An 18,857-nucleotide genomic window follows, 5' to 3' on the forward strand; every position below is an offset into this window, starting at 1 on the left:
ATGTGACAGGAATACTGGCATGAGGCAAGCAGCAGAGCAGGGTGTCAGCACTGAAAAACACGCGCAGCCCGCAGCCCTTATTGTGGCTGGGCCAACCTGTTCGGGTAAATCCGCCCTTGCCCTTATGCTGGCGCAAAAGCTTGCGGGCACGGTTATCAATGCAGATTCCATGCAGGTCTATGCTGACCTGCCCGTGATAACGGCGCGCCCCACGCCGCAGGATGAGGCATTGGTGCCGCACCGGCTATACGGTGTGCTGCCTGCGGCCCAGAAAGGGAGTGTTGCCTGGTGGCGGGAACAGGCTCTGGCCGCCATGCAGGAAGCGTGGGATGCCGGCCGCCTGCCTATTTTGTGTGGCGGGACAGGCATGTATATGCGCGCTCTGACGCACGGTTTGGCGGAAATACCGGAATGCGGTGCAGAGGCACGGCAGGAAGCCCGAGAGTTTGTGGCGCAGCATGGGCCGGAAGCCCTGCATGTGCGTCTGGCCGAGGTAGACCCGGAGATGGCTGCCCGCCTGAAACCCGCCGACTCCCAGCGTATCAGCCGTGCGTGGGAGGTTTGGCGCGGCACGGGGCGTAGTCTGGCCTGGTGGCAGCAGCAGCCGGGCCTGCCGCCTGCTCCCTGCCGGTTTGTCGCGGTGCGTCTGCTGCCGCCCCGGCCGGAGTTGCGGGCGCGCATAGCCCTGCGTTTTGACCATATGATGCAAAATGGTGCGGTGGCGGAGGCGGAAAAACTGCTGGCCCAGAACCTTGACCCAGCCTTACCAGCCATGCGTGCACATGGCGTACCCGAACTGGCCGCCTTTCTGCGTGGTGAAATGACCGAGGCAGACGCGGTAGAGCGTGCGGTGCTGGCCACAGGGCGTTACACCCGCAGGCAGGCCACATGGTTTGCTCACCATGATGTGTCTGAGCCGGGGCTTACATATGATCTTGATATGTGTACGCCGCCAATTGAGCAATTTTCGGAAAGAAAACAACACGAAATTATTTCTTTTATTCTTTCCGGGATTGACGCTGAGCGTTTGCTTCCTTAAAGATGCCGACCAACCCAATTTTGGGAGATAGGACGATATGACACCGAAAACAGCCTCCGCCCCACAGGCCGCACAGACCCTCGCACCTCTTTCTGGTGCAGAAGTCCTTATGCGCGCTCTTGTCGAGCAGGGCGTAGAGGTTATTTTCGGCTATCCAGGCGGGGCTGTGCTGCCTATTTATGATGCCCTGTTCCGCCAGAAGGAAATTCGGCACATTCTGGTACGGCACGAGCAGGCAGCCGTTCATGCAGCGGAAGCCTATGCCCGCTCTACCGGTAAGGTTGGTGTTGTTCTGGTGACCAGCGGCCCCGGCGCGACCAACGCCGTTACTGGATTGCTGGATGCCCTGATGGATTCCATTCCGCTGGTCTGCTTGTCCGGTCAGGTGCCAACGGCGCTTATCGGGAATGATGCCTTTCAGGAAGCGGATACAACAGGCATCACCCGGCCTGTCACCAAATATAACTATCTGGTTCGCCGCCCGGAAGATCTGGCCAAAACAGTGCATGAGGCGTTTGCCATTGCGCGCTCTGGCCGCCCAGGCCCTGTTCTGGTTGACCTGCCAAAAAATATTACCGTGGGGAATGCGCCTTATAAAACGGCGGATCAGGATAAGCCCCGCACCAGCAAAGTACGGACCGAGCCCGACCGTGATGCCGTGGCAAAAGCCGTTGCCGCCCTGAAGCAGGCGCGCCGTCCGCTGTTTTATACGGGGGGTGGGGTTATCAACTCCGGCCCGCAGGCCTGTGAAGGGCTGCGTAAGTTTGCACGCCTGACCAACTTCCCGGTGACATCTACCCTGATGGGCCTGGGTGCTTTCCCCGGAACTGACAAACAGTTTCTTGGCATGTTGGGGATGCACGGAACCTATGAGGCCAATCTGGCCACCCATGGGTGTGATGTGCTGGTTGCCCTCGGTAGCCGGTTTGATGACCGGGTAACGGGCCGTCTGGATGCGTTCTCGCCCGACTCTTTCAAGATCCATGTTGATATTGACCCCTCCCAGATCAACAAGATCATTCATGTTAATCTGCCGATTGTGGGCGATGTTGGCCGCACGATTGAGCTGATGATTGAAGAGTGGGACAAGCAACCCGCGTACGAACACGGTGCAGAGCTGGAGGCCTGGTGGCAGCAGATTGAAGCCTGGCGTGCGCTGGACTGCCTGCGCTTCAAGCAGGATCAGGCGGCTGATGCGGTTATTAAGCCACAGCAGGCCATCCAGCGCATTTACGAGTTGGCGCTTGAAACCGGGCGTGACACCTACGTCTCGACCGAGGTGGGACAGCACCAGATGTGGGCTGCGCAGTATTTCAAGTTTGATGCGCCCAACCGTTGGCTGACCTCTGGTGGTCTTGGCACCATGGGTTATGGCTTGCCCGCAGCCGTTGGGGCTCAGGTTGCGCATCCGGATGCTCTGGTGCTGGATGTTGCCGGTGAGGCCTCAACCCTGATGAACATTCAGGAACTGGGCACCATTGCGCAATACCGGCTGCCGGTAAAACTGTTCATCATCAACAACCATTATATGGGCATGGTACGCCAGTGGCAGGAACTGCTGCATGGCTCACGCTATTCCGAAAGTTATAGTGATGCCCTGCCAGATTTCATCAAGCTGGCAGAAAGCTTTCATGCCAAAGGTCTGCGTGCCACGCGTCTGGATGAACTGGATGGCGTTATTCGTGAGGCACTGGCACATGATGGCCCGGTGGTAGTTGACCTGTGCGTGGCCGAAGGCGAAAACTGCTTTCCCATGATCCCGTCCGGGGCAGCCCACAATGAGATGATTTTGGGGCCAGAGCAGGAAGAGCGCGGCGCGGAAGTAACGCGTGAAGGGATGATGCTGGTTTAAGCAGCATCTCTCAACAAGTCCGTGGCGTGGCAACACGCTGTTTTTAAAGCGTGAGTTCAGGAAGTTTTACAATGCAGCAGGAAGCTCCCGGTTCTGCGGTTATCTCCCTTCTGGTCGATAACGAAAGTGGTGCGCTGGCCCGCATTATTGGCCTGTTTTCTGGCCGCGGATACAATATCCGCAGTCTGACCGTGGCCCCGGTGGATGAGCATGGCCTCGTCTCCCGCGTGAATATCGTGACCACCGGCACACTGGCGGATATCCGCCAGATCAAGGCGCAGATTGAACGGCTTACCCCGGTCTCCCGCGCGGTGGACCTGTCCTCCGCCGGGCCGCATGTTGCGCGTGAAATGGCGCTCATCAAGGTTGTGTCCTCCGGTGAACCCCGGACAGAGGCGCTGCGTATTGCAGATGCCTTCCGGGCGCGGGCAGTGGACACCACAGCCACTTCTTTTGTGTTTGAACTGACCGGTTCAAGCGACAAGCTAGACAGTTTCATCGAGCTGATGCGTCCGCTCGGGTTGGCCGAAGTCTCCCGCACGGGGATAGCCGCCATATGCCGTGGACCGCAGACGATTCAGACCCCCTGACGGTGAAGTAAGGCGACCGCAAAGGTCGCCACAATAATGGAGAAAAGACCAATGCGCGTTTATTATGACCGCGATGCAGACGTTAACCTGATCAAGTCCAAAAAAGTTGCGGTTATCGGGTACGGCAGCCAGGGCCATGCCCACGCCAACAACCTGAAAGATAGCGGCGTTAAAGACCTTGTTATTGGTCTGCGTGAAGGCTCTTCCGCTGTACAGAAAGCAGAGGGCGCTGGCTTTACGGTCATGACCCCGGACAAAGCTGCTGCCTGGGCCGATGTTGTGATGGTGCTGACACCTGATGAAGGTCAGGGCGCACTGTACAAGGACTCTCTGGAAAAGAACCTGAAGCAGGGTGCTGCTCTGGTGTTCGCGCATGGTCTGTCCATCCACTTCCGTATCATTGAAGCACGCCCTGATCTGGACGTGTTCCTGATCGCACCAAAAGGCCCTGGCCACACCGTGCGTTCTGAATATCAGCGTGGCGGCGGCGTGCCTTGCCTTGTTGCTATTGCACAGGACAAGTCCGGCTCTGCTCTGGAAATTGCTCTGTCTTACGCATCCGCCATTGGCGGTGGCCGTGCAGGCACCATTGAAACCAGCTTCAAGGAAGAAGTTGAAACCGACCTGTTTGGTGAGCAGGCAGTGCTCTGCGGCGGTCTGGTTGAACTGATCCGCGCTGGTTTTGAAACGCTGGTTGAAGGCGGTTATGCGCCGGAAATGGCATATTTCGAATGTCTGCACGAAATGAAGCTGATCGTGGATCTGATCTACGAAGGCGGCATTGCCAACATGAACTACTCCATCTCCAACACGGCTGAGTATGGTGAGTATGTGTCTGGCCCACGTGTCATTACGCCTGACACCAAAAAAGCCATGAAAGAAATTCTGACGGACATCCAGAACGGTACGTTCGTGCGGAACTTCATTCTGGAAAACCAGTCCGGCAATGTTGGCTTCAAAGCCACCCGCGCCATTAACGATGCCCACCAGATTGAAGCCGTTGGCGAAAAACTGCGTGGCATGATGCCATGGATTGCAAAATCCCGCATGGTTGACAAAACCAAGAACTAATCTGGTTTGCCAGACTGGTCTGCAAAGCCCTGCCGTGTAACGCGGCAGGGCTTTTTTTGTTTTTGCCTTGCTACAAAAGCGTGCAGGCTCTCTGATAGGCAAAGGCAGCAATAAAAAGGGGCGAGCGTCTGGCATGAGTGGTTTTGTTGTGACCTACGAGGATGTTGAGCGTGCAGCCAAGCAGATAGAGGGTGTGGCGGTGCGCACTCCGTTGCTGGAGTTTGCAGCGTTAAATGCCCGTGTAGGGCAAAGAGTGCTCGTAAAGTTTGAAGGGGCTCAGCGCACCGGGTCCTTCAAGTTCCGGGGGGCCTATAACAGGTTATCCCGTTTAACAGAGCAGGAGAGGAAGGCCGGTGTTGTTGCATGGTCTTCCGGTAATCATGCACAAGGTGTTGCAGCGGCGACCCAATTGCTTGCTATGCCCGCAGCCATTGTTATGCCTGCCGATGCACCGACTATTAAAATAGCCAATACGCGCGCCTACGGGGCGGAGGTTGTGCTTTATGATCGGTACACCCAGTCACGGGAAGAGATAGCCACAAAGCTTGCACAGCAGCGTGGTGCTGTTCTGGTACCATCGTTTGATGACCCGCATATCATAGCCGGGCAGGGCACTGTCGGGCTTGAGATACTGCAACAAAGTGCAGCACTTGGCGCTGAGGTTGACCGGGTTCTGGTGTGTTGTGGGGGAGGTGGTCTGCTGGCTGGTACAGCTACGGCCATTAAGGCAAGTCGCCCGGAAATCAAACTCTATAGCGCGGAGCCAGCAGACTTTGATGATACGGCCCGGTCCCTGCAAACGGGTCAACGCGAGCACGTAAAGGCAGGCGCGCAGTCCATCTGTGATGCCTTGCAAGCCCCGTCTCCGGGTAAGTTGACGTTCCCCATTAATCAGGCGCTTGTCAGTGGTGGCCTGACTGTTACGGATGATGAGGTAAGGTCCGCAATCCGCTTTGCTTTTGCGAACATGAAGCTTGTGGTTGAACCCGGCGGTGCGGTGGCTCTGGCAGCCGTGCTGGCGGCTAAACTGCCAGTTTCCGAGAAAGTGTGCGCTATCGTTGTTTCTGGTGCCAATGTTGATCCCAGCTTTTATGCCGCGCTCTTGATGGACTAGGTATACGCGTGCCTTCAACAGGTGCTGTGGCGGAAGAGCGTAATAAGATCACATTTTGGTGTAATGCATCTTGTGAGCATCATGCGCGTTGGGGAATGTGTGTCACAGCGATAGAGTGCAATTCATACTCATTCTCTCTAGACTTAAGCTTTCTATGAAAAGGACAGAAAACAATGCGAGCACGCTTCACGCAGGTAGCAGCACTGGCAGTCGGTGCACTGCTTCTTCCCACTCTGGCATGTGCGGCAACAGCAGGCGGAGACCTGCTGGGGCAGGATGGTGCGTCTCATGGTCATGTTGAGGTTACGGCAGCGCCCAAAGGCGTTATTGTGCGCGTAGAAGCCAAAGGTCTGACGCCGGGCTGGCACGGTGTGCATTTTCATGAAAAAGGCAGCTGTGAAGCCCCAAAATTCACAAGTGCAGGCGGCCATGTTCATACGGTTAAACCTGTAACGCATGGCTTTCTGAACGAAAAAGCCAATGACTCAGGTGACCTGCCAAATATTTACGTGGCGGCAGATGGAACGGCTACTGTGGAACTCTATTCCACGCTCGTTGGCCTCAACGCAGAATCCACTGTAAAGCCTGCTCTGCTGGATGCGGACGGTGCCAGCCTGGTGATTCACGCTAACCCGGATGATTACAAATCTCAGCCCATTGGTGGCGCGGGTGATCGCGTGGCCTGCGCTGTTCTGAAGTAAGTTTTTCCGAGCATAGCGGGAGAGGGGGAGTGCCACAGATCGTGGCACTCCCTTTTTTTATGGAAGTGACGGTATTGTTTTGCCCAGCAGAATACTTGCCTCGCTCGGGCGCCATTCTCCGGTATTCTCATCGCGGCCCTGTAACACAAGGCGGGGTGCCTCAAGTGTTTGCATTTCTGCTGCCTCCTTTAAAAAAGGCATCATGGCATCGGACTGTTTGCGGTTTACTAGGCAGCATAAAGGGGTTTCGGGAAACGCTTTAATAAGGTCTGCCGTACTGTCTTCGCCCGCAAAAATCATCAGTGGTGGCCCCTCGCGCTTCGTGACCATATAGCGTTTGATAATTGCTGTTTTGCCGCGCTCATACGGGAATGGATGGTCAACGGCTTCTATTGGCTGAAGCACCTTTTTATGTGTTTCAAGGCGTGCGCCAAAAATATGCTCACGCGGAATATTGTAGCCGTATTCGGATGATGTCGCAAAAATTGCTGTGCATTCTTCTAAGGATGACGTGCAGATAACCGGGTCTATGCCGTGCTCCTGCATAATCTGGAACAGGTCGGCTATTTCAGGGGTCAAGCGCAGGCTCTGGGTCACTGTTACGGCTACAGCGCCACCTTTGCCAGCGCGTTCAGTGGGGCAACGCCATGTTATGGTGTCAATGGACTGGCCGAGATAGAATTCGTTGGCAGCCCGTGCCATGGCGACAATATCGGTCAGGGTTTGCCCCGCAGCCAGACTTACCAGCCAGCGTTGTGCAACCTCTCCCCCATGGGTGGCGCGTAGCATGTGGTGGTAGAATGCCATGCGCGCCCGGAAGGCCAGCAGCGTGGGGTCCTGCAACAATTCTTCACGCGGCAGCGGGTGAGGGCGGTGGCCGTAGCGCGCGAGCAGCGCCCTGTAATCTTCCAGAATATCCTGCACCAGCGCGTGCAGGCTCAAGGGTTTGCCCTCTATTGTTGTAAACGGAGCAGGCAGCGTCTGGTTGGGGCTATGAGCGTGCAGCAGGGCCTGAAATTCATGGGCTGGCAGCAAAAATGCAAAATGCTCCAGCATGTAATGGAAAAGCGTAAACTGAACATTGCCGACTATGGCTGTTTCATCCCAGTCAAACACCACGTAGGGGCGCTGGGTGGAGGAATAGGAGCGGGAATACTGGCCGTGGGCCGTTAAAAGAGCCTGAATAGCCGCCCGTGTTTTTGGTGCCCACTTCAGGGTTTCCAGTGTTGGAGGCGGTAGGTCTGAGGGGTCATAGTTATGAGCATAGGCACGCACTGCGGGTGTGGTAACCAGAGCAGCAAGCCCGAGGCTGAAGGAACGGCGTGTCAGAAACAAGGGCATGATCGGCCTATGGCTGATGGTGAAGCGAAGAACGATGCCTGATTGATCTACTGAAGAAGCGACCGCAGTGTGTGAAATTTTTCTGATAATTTAAAGAGAAAGCGGCAGAAATAAAAAACCTGAAAAACGCTGCTTGGGCGCTTTTCAGGTTTTGAAGATGTCAGGCTGCGGAACCCGGCACAAGGCGGGAGAGCACCCGAGTTCTGCCCATAAGGGGCAACAGGTCACGCAGTTCCGGCCCATGCTCCTCGCCAGTCAGGGCAAGGCGTAGGGGGAGGAAAAGAGCCTTGCCAGACTTGCCTGTTTTCTCTTTCAGGGCAGCCGTCCATGTTTTCCAGGTTGTTGTGTCCCACGGTTCTGCTGGCAGCAGGGCGGCGGCTTCTTTCAGGAACGTGTCAGTCCCTTCTTCTTCTGCCGGGGGCACAATGTCACCATACACAACCGTAAACCAGAGTTTGGCTTCAGACAGCATATCAATATTGGTGCGGATGGCGTGCCAGAAGTCTTCTGTCGCACCTTCAGGCAGGCGGTCAGCAACCGCAGTAAAGGGCTGTTGGCCTAGCAGTTTGTGGTTCAGTCCCAGCAACTGGCGCGTATCAAACCGTGCGGCAGATTTTGAAATATGGGAGATGTCGTACAGTTTTGCCTGCTCATCAAACGGGACCAGCACGGGGTCATCAGAGCTGCCAAGGCGGGCCAGATAGGCCACCAGTGCTTCGGCTTCAACCCCGTCCTGCCGCAGGGTGCGCAGGGACATGGCATCAAACCGCTTGGACAGCTTGCCACCATTTTCGTCCAGCAGGAGCGGCAGATGCGCAAACCGGAAATGGTCCGGATGCGCGCCAAGGGCTTCGGCAATGTCAATTTGCACGCCGGTGTTTGTAACGTGGTCTTCCCCACGGATAATGTGGGTGATGCCTGTTTCCAGATCATCCACAACGGAGGCAAGGGTGTAGAGCACTGTGCCATCGGTCCGTACCAGTACCGGGTCCGACACGGATGGCAGTTTGACCTGACAGTTGCCCATCACCAGATCACGCCACTGGATAATGCGGTCTGAAAGGCGGAAGCGCCAGTAAGGTACCTTGCCGTTGGCTTCTGCCTGCCTACGCTGCTCCGGGGTCATTTTCAGCATGGCGCGGTCATAAACCGGGGCACGGCGCTGGCGGATTTGTGTTTCACGTTTGGCAGCAAGCTCATGCTCGCTTTCAAAACAGGGGTACAGGCGGCCTGTGGCCTTCAGTTTTTCAATGGCTGCGGCGTAGCGGTCCAGCCGTTCTGTCTGGCGGAACGTTTCCCCCCAGCTAATGCCAAGCCAGTTCAGATCTGTCCGGATGGCCTCAACGTGGCTTTCCTTCGAGCGGCCCGTGTCCGTGTCATCAATGCGCAGTTGGAAGGTGCCGCCGTTACGGGCTGCAAAAAGAGCATTGGCAATAGCAAGGCGGGCATTACCGACATGCAGCATACCGGTGGGGCTGGGCGCGAACCGAAGTTTCATGAAATCTCTATATTAGTCAGAAGGGTCATAGTCTCAGGAGAGCATTAGCGCATTTTGGCACTAAAAAGAACGCCCCGCATTTGGCGGGGCGGCACTTTATTCAGTGGTGCGTAGAGCCGTCTTCGTCCTCTTCCGCCATGGCGGAGAAGGCCAGCTCCTCTTCCTCGTCAATCAGGCGGCGGGGGTCGAGGGCACGCCAGTCACGCTCCATGGGTGTTGCGCGGGTTGAGGTAAAGTCATCCAGCTCATTGGCGGAATGCCAGCCATCGTCTCCGGCGTCGGCAACCTCAGCGTTTTCGCCAAAAGCTGCCCAGGCTTGGAGCACATCCTTGGCAGAGGCACCGGGTACGCGGCACCGCTCAACACTATCCCGCACATACGCACGCGCAAAGGCGTTGGCATGGGCCAGATCATGAAAGCCGCGTACTTCTTCCACAGTGTCTTCTTCTGCGCCACCGGAGAGGTCAAGAATGCGTACGCACCATGTCTTGTCTTCTGTGGTGGGGTTTTCTGTCATTCAGAAGGGCCTTTCTGTTCGGCACGTGCGGAGGGCAGCAGGAATTCACGCCCAATCTTCACACGTTCAATACCATTATAGGAAACGATGTCAGCGGTGGCATAGGTTTCGTTCCACAGATCGGGAATGAAAGAGCCTGTGCCAACCACATCAATTGGGGCGTGGGCATCCGCCATGCAAGCGCATTTGGTCACGCCAAAGCCGGAGGAGGCAATAATTTTCACCTGCGGGAATCCTGCCTCATCCAATGCATCACGCATGCGCCAGATTGCAGCGGCGGATACACCGGTGCCGATCAGATAGCGTAGTTCGCTGTCCGAGCGGTAACGCCGCAGGGCTTTAGGGGCATGGCGGTCAACCACAGCGTAAGATTCCTGCGGGTTGAGACCTTCCAGAAAACGGCCACCGTGCGTATCAAGCCGCATGGCCAGTCGGCCTTTGGCTGCAAGTTCGGGAAAGCGGCGGCAGACAGCCAGTGCATCCGTTATCTCTTTGCCAAAATAATCCACTAGAACCACCAGATCCGTCTCCGGGTACATCTCGTGGAACATTTCCGCAGCACGGACGGTAGAGCCAGCATACCCGATCAGCGCATGGGGCATGGTGCCGTAGCCTTTTTCCGTCTCGAAAAACGGAGCAACAGCGTCATTGGCGGTGCCGACAAACCCTATGGCCCCATCACGCTGTGCGGCGCGACCACCGACAGAGGCTGCATAGGCCATAAGTTCCTGCATTTCGTACCCAGCGCAATGGCGGGCATCCATGGCCAGAAAACGGGTTTGCGGAAGGGAGAGAGCAATCTGGTAGGCACGATGGGCCGCCACGCAGGGGCTACCCAGCTTTTGCAGGAGCAGCGTTTCCAGATCCGCCAGATGCGTGAAGGAGCCGGTGATATACACAAGCGGTTCACCCGCACCCACCCATTCGCCTTCAGGATGCACAACCTCGACCGAATAAGGCGCATTACGCTGGGCCATGACGTTTTTCAGCCATTCCAGCATCAGGCCGGGGGCGGAGATAACCGGGCGACGTATGAAAAACGCGTACGTTACCTCGCAGTCGCCAAAGTGGGAGACAATCTGCTTGGTGCGGTTGAAGTAGGAATCTGTACGGGCCGTGATAACGGCATCAGGAAGCGGAGACGCTGAATACGCACCGGCTACACCGGGCGTTTTTGAGCCATGAGAAGGCTGCACCATCCTTGTATCATCTCCATTCCAGTTCGGACTGACTGGATGATGGGGGTTCCGGGCGGCGCGGTAAAGCCACCCCCCGGTTCTGTGATGTCAAAAAAACCTGACAGGCTTAGCGCTTGCCTGTCAGTTCTTCCGCCATCAGGAACGCTAGTTCCAGAGACTGCTCCGCATTCAGGCGCGGGTCACAGAAGGTTTCATAGCGGTCAGCCAGATCAGATTCCGTCAGGCAATGGGCACCACCCACACATTCGGTCACATTCTGGCCAGTCATTTCAATATGAACACCGCCAGCATGGACGCCTTCAGCCGCACAGGCATCAAAGAAGCCTTTGACCTCTTTCATGATGGCATCAAAGGAGCGCGTCTTGATCTTCTGATCAGTGGAGATGGTGTTGCCGTGCATGGGGTCTGTCAGCCATGTGACCGTGCGGCCCGTGTTTTTAACGGCCCGCATCAGGGGGGGCAGGCAGTCTGCAATTTTATCCGCACCCATGCGGGAGATAAGGGTAATGCGACCTGCCTCGTCGCTGGGGTTCAGGATTTCCAGCAGCTTTTCAAGGTCTTCCACCTTGGTGGTTGGCCCAACTTTAATACCCAGCGGGTTGCGCACGCCGCGCAGGAATTCAACATGCGCCCCATCCGGCTGACGAGTCCGGTCACCAATCCAGATAAAGTGGGCGGAGCAGTCGTACCACTCACCGGATGTGGAATCGACTCGTGTCAGTGCCTGTTCATAAGGCAGTAGCAGAGCCTCGTGAGAGGTATAGAACTCGGTTTCGTCAATCTGGGGGGCGGAGGCAGCATCAATACCGCAGGCCTGCATGAAGGACAGGGTCTCGCCAATTTTTTCGGCCATGACACTGTAGCGGTGAGCAAGCGGAGAGCGCTCTACAAAGCCCAGATTCCAGCGGTGAACCTGATGCAGGTTGGCGTACCCGCCGCGGGAGAAGGCACGTAGCAGGTTCTGGATACCGGCAGACTGAAAGTAACCCGTTTCCATCCGCACAGGATCAGGAATACGGGCTTCCGCCGTGAATTCCGGTCCGTTGATAATGTCACCGCGGTAAGATGGTAGGGTAACGCCGCCCTGTGTTTCTGTATCAGAGGAGCGGGGTTTGGCGAACTGCCCAGCCATACGGCCCAGTTTGATAACCGGAACCTTGGCACCGAAGGTCAATACAACAGCCATTTGCAGCAGAACACGGAAGGTGTCCCGCACCACATCCGCTTTGAATTCACTGAAGCTTTCTGCACAGGCACCGCCCTGCAGAACGAACGCCTGCCCTTTGGCCGCTTGGGCAAGCTGAGCCCGCAGGCGGCGCACTTCACCGGCAAAAACCAGCGGCGGATAGCTGCTCAGGCGGGATTCAACCGCGTTAAGGCTGGCGGCGTCCGGATAAGTCGGTAACTGTTTGACTGGAAACGAACGCCAGCTATCCGGCATCCAGGTCGTAGACGTCGGGCGAGGCTGAGCGGGCGAGGCAGTCATGGACTTGATCCTGTCAGTTTGGTGCTGGTCTTGAAAAATAAGATGGCAGAGTTGAAGAAAACATGACCCCTGCACGTATAACAGCGCAGGGGGATGTCTTTATGTCCAAAATAAGAGTGATACGCAAATTTTGTTCCTGCAATCGCGCTCTGCGCGCAACGGATGGATACGGAATGCGTTGCGGTTCTATGCGGTCTGTTTGCTAAACATGGCAGGGTTTGTTGTTTTATTTTGGAAATAAAATGCTTTGAATCAACGCGTTAAATCCTGCCGCAGTCTAATTGATGCAGGGCGGTAACGGTCATTGGATTTTTTCGTGAGTTGGTGCGATAGTAACACTCTGAAGTATTCATGCTGTCTGACAGTGTGAATTGGGTTCCTTTTTCTCGCGGGGTAACGCGCAATGGCGCAACTGCGTAAACCAGCATTTCTGCTTCTGGTCGGGTTAAGTTTTGGTACGGCACTTGCGTCCAGCGCGCCGGGGCAAGCTGTGGCTGATCCCGCCCTGACGCCAAGCGGCAACATCTCCTTTGGGGAAGGGTCAGCCAATTATGACCCGGATGGCGCCAACAGCAAAACAGCGGAAAAAAAGACCGTGCACGGGCATCGCAGCCTGCCGCCAGGTTATCAGGATGCACCGTCCATGGAGTTCAACCACGGGGATGACCCGGATCATCTGGCAAAAGTGCATCGAGATAAAATGACCGGCACAGACCTGTCCCGTTATGGCACCGCCTATCAGGAAAACGGCCCAATGGGCTCAGGCCAGATGGGTGACGCAACCGGCAACGGCTGGGTAACGCCCCGCTAAACTCCAACTGTTGTGTGTTAAGTCTGTAAAGGGAAGAGGCTAGGGAGCTGCATCAGGCTTCTGCTTCTTCCACAACGCGGACAACGGTTTGGCCGCTGGTCAGGTCCATGAGCCTGTGGCTCACATCCTGTTGCTGTTCCAGCGGAATGGTCAGGATGAACTGGGCGCCCGTGGCTGTAAAATCCGGCTGTGCTGCCTCTATTCCCCATTCCTGCAAACGCGCCTGAATGAGGGATAAGAGGGAGAAGGGCGCATGGAATGTCAGTTTGACCCGTTCGATAATCGGTTCTTTCGGCGCTTCCCGCAAACATTCTGCGGCAGCACCGCTATAGGCCCTAATAAGGCCGCCAGCCCCTAGCTTGATGCCTCCAAACCATCGGGTCACCACAACTGCTATCAGGTCCAACTTCTGTGCCGTGATAACCTGCAAAATAGGGCGACCTGCGGTGCCGGACGGCTCGCCCGCGTCATGGCAACGGCAATGCGGGCCAAACTGCCATGCCCAGCAATGGTGTGTTGCCTCAGGTTCAGCCTGAGCAATGGCGTGGATAAAGGCTTCGGCTTCTTCAATAGATTTGATAGGCGTTGCACGGGCCAGAAACCGACTTTTGCGGATTTCTAACTCTCGTTCAAACGGGCCGATGAGTGTTTCTGTCATGATCGCCGCAGAGTACCAATTTGCAGCGTGTTGCGCAAAGTGGCGGTAGCTTTCCGGTATTGAGACAGGGGACGGAACGGGGACGCCTCGGGCGCGTTGACGTCGTGCAAACATCTTTAATGCACGGAGACACCCTATGACCGAAGTGACAATGCGCACAATCAACGATATGGGCTCCAAGGAGTTTATTGAGTGCTTTGGCGGTATTTATAAAAACGCCGAGTGGGCGGCGCAGGAGGCATATGAATGTCGGCCCTTCGCCAGCCTGAAGTCTCTGAGCACAACGCTGAGCGCTATGGTGCGTGCAGCACCTTATGATGCCCAACGCCGTGTGTTACGGTCTTACCCCGGTTTGGGTGGCCTGATTGCTGTAGCGTCCCCTGCGCCTCAGGCCGGTGGGAAGGCCGTTCCGGCTGGGTTGGATCGCCTCTCCCCGGAGGAATTTGCGCAGTTCCGTTCCATGAATAAATCTTACGAAGAACGGTTCGATATTCCTTTCATCATAGATTTCTCTGGTCTTACCAAAAACCAGATCATGGCTGATCTGGAGCGGCGGTTGCGGCATGAACCGGAAGTAGAGCTTGGAGTAGCACTTCTGGAGGTCGGAAAAATGGCGGATCGTGCGCTGCTGGAACTCTACGCAGACCTCAAGCTCTGACACGGTAATCCGGCAGTTCTGCCATAACAGGCCCGACCCTTTAGGCAACGGTTGCCGGATTGCTTCCCAGCTCAAAAGAGGGCAAAAGTGAAGGGCATTTAGTTTTTACAAAAGCTGGGAAGGTTTACGCAGCATGGCGCACCGGGTCCGTACAGGATACCTTCTTCTGGCAGGGCTGTCCGTAGCGTCCCTGTCTTCTTTCCTCACCATTCACCCCGCTATGGCACAGGATGCAGATGCGGGCGGCGGCGGCGGTGATGACGATGAAGAAGGCCATAAGGGGCCGGACATGCACAAATTGGCCAAGAAGCCCCCCTTGCCACGCGCACACAAGGATTTCAGCAAGTTTCGCTATATCCCGGCTGGCGATAAGGTTGTTGAAGAGGCAGATAAAAACCGCCTTTTCTTCTGGACCAAAGACGGTCAGCCAGACGGTTACGCGCAACGGCGCGGTGACAGCATTATTTATTATAATGCTCAAGGTCAGGCGATGCGGGTCCAGCGCCTGGAACCTAATGAGCTTGTCGACTGAAAAGTCTGTGTTCAAAAAACCTCCTGCCATATGGTCAGGAGGTTTTTTGTGGCCTAAGGCGTGTCGATCAGGTCCAGAATGGAGGCTGACGTCTCTTCAATGGAGCGCCGGGTTACATCAATAACCGGCCAGTTATGGTGCCGGCACAGGCGGCGTGCCCAGCGCAATTCTTCCTGTACTTTTTCCAGGTCAATATACGCATAATCGGTTGTGTGCTCAGCGTGCCGACCAGTCGGCATCATCTGTGTCAGCCGTGTCCGCCGGATTTCTATGAGCGTTTCGGGGTCTATGGTCAGGCCGATAACCGGGCGTTTGATCTCAAACAGCGCGCGTGGTGGTTCAATACCCATTACAAGCGGCACGTTAGCTGCACGAATGCCCCTGTTGGCCAGATAAAAACAGGTTGGTGTTTTGGAAACGCGAGAAACCCCAACCAGCACAACATCAGCCTCATCAAGGCCGTTTGTTTCCTGCCCGTCATCATGGGCCAGAACGTAATGCATGGCCTCAATACGCTGGTAGTAGTTTTCATCCATAATGTACTGACCGCCGGGGTGACGTGTGGCTTCCTCCCCCGTTTCTTCAGAAAGAAACACCATGGCGTTATGCAGCACGTCCAGCAGCCGGACCTGAAGGCTGGTACACCCTGCTTCCATATCCGCTTGCAGCGCCGGGTCTGTCAGGGAGGACATGACAGGCCCTCTATCCAGAGCAATATGGCGTAGCACGCGCCGTAATTGCAGCCGGGAACGAATAAGGTTCCAGTGGCGCAGGCGCACTTCCGTATTAGGGAACTGCGCAATGCAGGCACGGGCAACGGAGTCCAGTGTCTGGCCTGTGGCTTCAGACACAAGATGCAGGGTCAGGATTTTCTGGTTCATGATCGCTTGATTTAAAAAAGGCCGCCCCCGAGGGAGCGGCCTCTTAATTTTAGGCTTCTACCGCTTTGCTGCGGCGTGCTGCGAGGGCTGCCTGAGCGCTTGCAAGCCGGGCAACCGGCACACGGAAGGGCGAGCAGGATACATAATCCAGCCCGACTTCTTCAAAGAATGTGATGGAGAGCGGGTCACCCCCATGCTCACCACAGATGCCAAGCTTCAGTTTAGGCTTGGTGGCACGGCCTTTTTCAACGCCCATGCGCACCAGTGCGCCTACGCCCTCACGGTCGATAGAGATGAAGGGGTCCTGAGGCAGAAGCCCTTTATCAACATAAGCAGGCAGGAAGGAGCCTGCATCATCGCGTGACAGACCAAGCGCGGTCTGCGTCAGGTCGTTCGTACCGAAAGAGAAGAAGTCTGCGCTTTCAGCAATCTTATCAGCCGTAATGGCAGCGCGTGGCAATTCAATCATGGTTCCGATCAGGTAGGACAGCTCTGCACCCTGTTCTTCCAGCACGCTTTTAATCACGGCTTCACAGGATTTCCGTACCAGATCCAGCTCGGCTTTTGTGCCAACCAGCGGGATCATGATTTCAGGAATCACGCTTTTGCCGGTTTCTTTGGAAATGGCCAGAGCGGCTTCCGCAATGGCGCGTACCTGCATGGCATAGATTTCCGGATGGCTGATGCCCAGACGGCAGCCACGATGACCAAGCATCGGGTTGGCTTCAGACAGGGCAGAGCGGCGAGCACGCAGAGCTTCAACATCCTGCCCCAAGGCGGCCGCAACATCTTTCAGCTCGGCTTCCCCATGCGGTAGGAATTCATGGAGCGGTGGGTCGAGCAGACGGATGGTGACTGGCAGTCCGGCCATGATGCGGAACAGGGCCGTAAAGTCATCCCGCTGGAACGGCAGCAGCGCATCAATAGCGCGAGTGCGCACCTTCGGGTCTTCAGCCATGATCATCTGACGGACATGACCAATGCGGTCTGGCCCAAAGAACATGTGCTCGGTCCGGCACAGGCCAATGCCTTCCGCACCGAAGCGGCGTGCGGTTTCTGCATCTTCAGGGGTTTCCGCGTTGGCACGGACACCAAGGCGGCGGACAGAGTCGGCCCAGCCCATAAGAGTTGAGAAGTCCCCAGACAGAGAAGGCGGAATGGTTGGAACGCGGCCCAGATAAATAGCGCCGGTGCCACCATCAAGCGTCAGCCAGTCACCTGCTTTCAAGGTGTGACCGTTTACGCTCATGGTCTGGGCTTTGTAGTCGACCGTAATGCTGCCAGCACCGGCCACGCAAACACGGCCCATACCACGGGCCACCACGGCAGCGTGAGAGGTCATGCCGCCACGGGTTGTCAGCACACCACGGGCTGCGTGCATACCATGCACGTCTTCTGGAGATGTCTCGATACGCACCAGAATGACGTCTTCACCCTTTGCGGCCAGATCTTCAACATCCTCAGCAGAGAACGCGATGATCCCGGTTGCCGCACCGGGGGAGGCCGGAAGGCCGCGTGCAAGCTGTGTACGCTCGGCTTTGGGGTCCAGCACAGGGTGCAAAAGCTGGTCAAGGGAAGAGGGAGGCACACGCGTGATGGCTTCTTCCTGCGTGATCAGGCCTTCCTGCGCCATATCAATGGCAATACGCAGGGCTGCTGCCGCTGTGCGTTTACCGTTACGGGTTTGCAGCATGTAGAGCTTGTTGCTCTGCACGGTGAACTCAATATCCTGCATGTCCTTGTAGTGGCGTTCCAGCAGCTCACGGACACGCAGCAGTTCCTGATAGGCGCCGGGAAGGGTCTTTTCCATCGGGTTCTGGTCAGGGGTCGCACGGTCGGCGGACATAGGCTGCGGGGTACGGATACCCGCCACAACGTCTTCACCCTGCGCGTTAATCAGGTATTCACCGTAGAAAATGTTTTCGCCGGTTGATGGGTCACGGGTGAAGCAGACGCCGGTTGCACAGTCCGTACCCATGTTGCCGAACACCATGGACTGCACGTTAACGGCAGTGCCCCAGCTTGCAGGAATATCATGCAGTTTGCGGTACGTGTTGGCGCGTGGGTTCATCCAGGACCCGAACACGGCCCCAATAGCGCCCCAAAGCTGGTCTTTAGGTTCTTCAGGGAATGGCTTGCCGGTTTCGTTCTGAACAATGCTTTTGTAGTCTTTTACAACAAGCTGCCAGTCTTCGGCGGTCAGAGCTGTATCGTCTTCCTTGTCCAGTTCGCGCTTGGCCTGTTCCAGAATATCTTCAAAGCGGTGGTGCGGTACGTTCAGCACCACGGAGCCGTACATCTGGATGAAACGGCGGTAGCTGTCCCATGCAAACCGTGAGTCACCGGAGGACTTGACCAGCCCTTCCACAGTAACATCGTTCAGACCCAAGTTCAGGACGGTGTCCATCATGCCCGGCATGGAGACGCGCGCACCAGAGCGGACAGAGACAAGAAGGGGGGCGTTGGCATCGCCAAAACGCAGACCCATGGCGGACTCAACCTGTGCCATGGCAGCTTCAAGCTGCTCGGACAGGTCCTGAGGGTAAGCCCGGCCATTGTCATAAAAAGCGGAACAGACTTCCGTGGTAATGGTAAATCCGGGAGGCACAGGCAGGCCGATATTGGCCATTTCCGCCAGGTTGGCGCCTTTGCCACCGAGGAGATTGCGCATTCCGGCGTTGCCTTCGTTATGGCCTGCGCCGAAACTGTAGATCCACTTGGTCATGTTGCCGTTCACTTCATTAATGCGAACGCAGAATCCGGCCCCTACCCCGCGCGAGGGGATGGAAGAAGGACGGAGTAACGGGCCGATCTGCGAACGGATTTTATTTTTATTTTGAGACGACTAAATCCACCCCTTCGAGATAAACGAGAATGACGCGTTTTGGCTCCCTCGGCAATCACTCTTT

At 56.3% G+C, this 18,857-nt stretch carries 17 protein-coding genes; 9 read left to right on the forward strand and 8 right to left on the reverse strand.

The features are described 5' to 3' along the window. Nucleotides 1-19: 19 nt before the first annotated feature. The 6 genes from miaA (at nt 20) to sodC (ending at nt 6,367) form a co-directional block, all read left to right on the forward strand. A complete protein-coding gene (gene miaA, locus Abci_RS04640) occupies nt 20-1,039 on the forward strand; it encodes a tRNA (adenosine(37)-N6)-dimethylallyltransferase MiaA (RefSeq protein ID WP_048837989.1) in 1,020 nt (339 codons plus the stop codon). A 37-nt stretch (nt 1,040-1,076) separates the two neighbouring features. Then, nucleotides 1,077-2,891, forward strand: coding sequence for a biosynthetic-type acetolactate synthase large subunit (ilvB, locus tag Abci_RS04645; protein WP_048837990.1), 1,815 nt, complete (start codon nt 1,077-1,079; stop codon nt 2,889-2,891). A 71-nt stretch (nt 2,892-2,962) separates the two neighbouring features. Next, complete coding sequence (gene ilvN, locus Abci_RS04650) at nt 2,963-3,481, forward strand: acetolactate synthase small subunit (RefSeq protein WP_048837991.1); 519 nt, start codon at nt 2,963-2,965, stop codon at nt 3,479-3,481. A gap of 51 nt (nt 3,482-3,532) precedes the next feature. After that, on the forward strand, nt 3,533-4,552 hold the full coding sequence (ilvC, locus tag Abci_RS04655; RefSeq protein WP_048837992.1) for a ketol-acid reductoisomerase: 1,020 nt from the start codon (nt 3,533-3,535) through the stop codon (nt 4,550-4,552). Nucleotides 4,553-4,685: 133 nt separating this feature from the next. Next, the gene (locus Abci_RS04660) at nt 4,686-5,666 is read left to right on the forward strand and encodes a threonine ammonia-lyase (protein ID WP_048838158.1); all 981 of its coding nucleotides are present in this window, start codon (nt 4,686-4,688) and stop codon (nt 5,664-5,666) included. Nucleotides 5,667-5,839: 173 nt separating this feature from the next. Next, nucleotides 5,840-6,367, forward strand: a complete 528-nt coding sequence (sodC, locus tag Abci_RS04665) for a superoxide dismutase[Cu-Zn] (protein WP_048837993.1) — start codon at nt 5,840-5,842, stop codon at nt 6,365-6,367. Nucleotides 6,368-6,424: 57 nt separating this feature from the next. Here sodC and Abci_RS04670 read toward each other — a convergent pair whose 3' ends face one another. From Abci_RS04670 to Abci_RS04690, 5 genes are all read right to left on the reverse strand, one after another. Then, the gene (locus tag Abci_RS04670; RefSeq protein WP_048837994.1) at nt 6,425-7,708 is read right to left on the reverse strand and encodes an HAD family hydrolase; all 1,284 of its coding nucleotides are present in this window, start codon (nt 7,706-7,708) and stop codon (nt 6,425-6,427) included. Between the two features lie 160 nt (nt 7,709-7,868). Beyond that, nucleotides 7,869-9,206 (reverse strand): glutamate--tRNA ligase, encoded by a 1,338-nt coding sequence (gltX, locus tag Abci_RS04675; RefSeq protein ID WP_048837995.1) that lies wholly within the window; start codon nt 9,204-9,206, stop codon nt 7,869-7,871. A 100-nt stretch (nt 9,207-9,306) separates the two neighbouring features. After that, nucleotides 9,307-9,723, reverse strand: a complete 417-nt coding sequence (locus Abci_RS04680) for a hypothetical protein (RefSeq protein ID WP_048837996.1) — start codon at nt 9,721-9,723, stop codon at nt 9,307-9,309. Beyond that, nucleotides 9,720-10,922 carry a nicotinate phosphoribosyltransferase gene (locus tag Abci_RS04685; RefSeq protein ID WP_084597526.1) on the reverse strand — a complete coding sequence of 401 codons (1,203 nt, stop codon included), beginning with the start codon at nt 10,920-10,922 and terminating at the stop codon, nt 9,720-9,722. Before Abci_RS04685 ends, Abci_RS04680 begins: the two co-directional genes overlap by 4 nt. A gap of 106 nt (nt 10,923-11,028) precedes the next feature. Next, nucleotides 11,029-12,408, reverse strand: a complete 1,380-nt coding sequence (locus tag Abci_RS04690) for a class II 3-deoxy-7-phosphoheptulonate synthase (protein ID WP_048837997.1) — start codon at nt 12,406-12,408, stop codon at nt 11,029-11,031. 403 nt (nt 12,409-12,811) lie between these two features. Between Abci_RS04690 and Abci_RS04695 the strand changes: the two genes are divergently transcribed. Further along, nucleotides 12,812-13,219 carry a hypothetical protein gene (locus Abci_RS04695; protein ID WP_048837998.1) on the forward strand — a complete coding sequence of 136 codons (408 nt, stop codon included), beginning with the start codon at nt 12,812-12,814 and terminating at the stop codon, nt 13,217-13,219. Nucleotides 13,220-13,271: 52 nt separating this feature from the next. On the opposite strand, the gene Abci_RS04700 is transcribed toward Abci_RS04695, so the two are convergent. Beyond that, complete coding sequence (locus Abci_RS04700; RefSeq protein WP_048837999.1) at nt 13,272-13,877, reverse strand: IMPACT family protein; 606 nt, start codon at nt 13,875-13,877, stop codon at nt 13,272-13,274. Nucleotides 13,878-14,013: 136 nt separating this feature from the next. Here Abci_RS04700 and uraD point away from each other — a divergent pair, with 136 nt between their 5' ends. Continuing rightward, on the forward strand, nt 14,014-14,535 hold the full coding sequence (gene uraD / locus Abci_RS04705; protein WP_048838000.1) for a 2-oxo-4-hydroxy-4-carboxy-5-ureidoimidazoline decarboxylase: 522 nt from the start codon (nt 14,014-14,016) through the stop codon (nt 14,533-14,535). Nucleotides 14,536-14,668: 133 nt separating this feature from the next. Beyond that, complete coding sequence (locus tag Abci_RS04710) at nt 14,669-15,067, forward strand: hypothetical protein (protein ID WP_048838001.1); 399 nt, start codon at nt 14,669-14,671, stop codon at nt 15,065-15,067. A 53-nt stretch (nt 15,068-15,120) separates the two neighbouring features. Here the strand turns inward: Abci_RS04710 and Abci_RS04715 are convergent, their stop codons facing one another. Together Abci_RS04715 and ppdK are read right to left on the reverse strand one after the other, a co-directional pair. Then, nucleotides 15,121-15,948, reverse strand: a complete 828-nt coding sequence (locus Abci_RS04715; RefSeq protein ID WP_048838002.1) for a pyruvate, water dikinase regulatory protein — start codon at nt 15,946-15,948, stop codon at nt 15,121-15,123. 49 nt (nt 15,949-15,997) lie between these two features. Then, nucleotides 15,998-18,673, reverse strand: coding sequence for a pyruvate, phosphate dikinase (gene ppdK / locus Abci_RS04720; RefSeq protein WP_048838003.1), 2,676 nt, complete (start codon nt 18,671-18,673; stop codon nt 15,998-16,000). Nucleotides 18,674-18,857: the final 184 nt, after the last annotated feature.

This window comes from Acetobacter cibinongensis (genome assembly GCF_000963925.1).
GTDB lineage: Bacteria > Pseudomonadota > Alphaproteobacteria > Acetobacterales > Acetobacteraceae > Acetobacter > Acetobacter cibinongensis.

Bases quoted from the DNA above. Each gene is read 5' to 3' on its own strand.
- miaA (WP_048837989.1), top strand. From the start codon at position 20: ATGAGGCAAGCAGCAGAGCAGGGTGTCAGCACTGAAAAACACGCGCAG.
- ilvB (WP_048837990.1), top strand. From the start codon at position 1,077: ATGACACCGAAAACAGCCTCCGCCCCACAGGCCGCACAGACCCTCGCA.
- ilvN (WP_048837991.1), top strand. From the start codon at position 2,963: ATGCAGCAGGAAGCTCCCGGTTCTGCGGTTATCTCCCTTCTGGTCGAT.
- ilvC (WP_048837992.1), top strand. From the start codon at position 3,533: ATGCGCGTTTATTATGACCGCGATGCAGACGTTAACCTGATCAAGTCC.
- Abci_RS04660 (WP_048838158.1), top strand. From the start codon at position 4,686: ATGAGTGGTTTTGTTGTGACCTACGAGGATGTTGAGCGTGCAGCCAAG.
- sodC (WP_048837993.1), top strand. From the start codon at position 5,840: ATGCGAGCACGCTTCACGCAGGTAGCAGCACTGGCAGTCGGTGCACTG.
- Abci_RS04670 (WP_048837994.1), bottom strand. From the start codon at position 7,708: ATGCCCTTGTTTCTGACACGCCGTTCCTTCAGCCTCGGGCTTGCTGCT.
- gltX (WP_048837995.1), bottom strand. From the start codon at position 9,206: ATGAAACTTCGGTTCGCGCCCAGCCCCACCGGTATGCTGCATGTCGGT.
- Abci_RS04680 (WP_048837996.1), bottom strand. From the start codon at position 9,723: ATGACAGAAAACCCCACCACAGAAGACAAGACATGGTGCGTACGCATT.
- Abci_RS04685 (WP_084597526.1), bottom strand. From the start codon at position 10,922: ATGGTGCAGCCTTCTCATGGCTCAAAAACGCCCGGTGTAGCCGGTGCG.
- Abci_RS04690 (WP_048837997.1), bottom strand. From the start codon at position 12,408: ATGACTGCCTCGCCCGCTCAGCCTCGCCCGACGTCTACGACCTGGATG.
- Abci_RS04695 (WP_048837998.1), top strand. From the start codon at position 12,812: ATGGCGCAACTGCGTAAACCAGCATTTCTGCTTCTGGTCGGGTTAAGT.
- Abci_RS04700 (WP_048837999.1), bottom strand. From the start codon at position 13,877: ATGACAGAAACACTCATCGGCCCGTTTGAACGAGAGTTAGAAATCCGC.
- uraD (WP_048838000.1), top strand. From the start codon at position 14,014: ATGACCGAAGTGACAATGCGCACAATCAACGATATGGGCTCCAAGGAG.
- Abci_RS04710 (WP_048838001.1), top strand. From the start codon at position 14,669: ATGGCGCACCGGGTCCGTACAGGATACCTTCTTCTGGCAGGGCTGTCC.
- Abci_RS04715 (WP_048838002.1), bottom strand. From the start codon at position 15,948: ATGAACCAGAAAATCCTGACCCTGCATCTTGTGTCTGAAGCCACAGGC.
- ppdK (WP_048838003.1), bottom strand. From the start codon at position 18,673: ATGACCAAGTGGATCTACAGTTTCGGCGCAGGCCATAACGAAGGCAAC.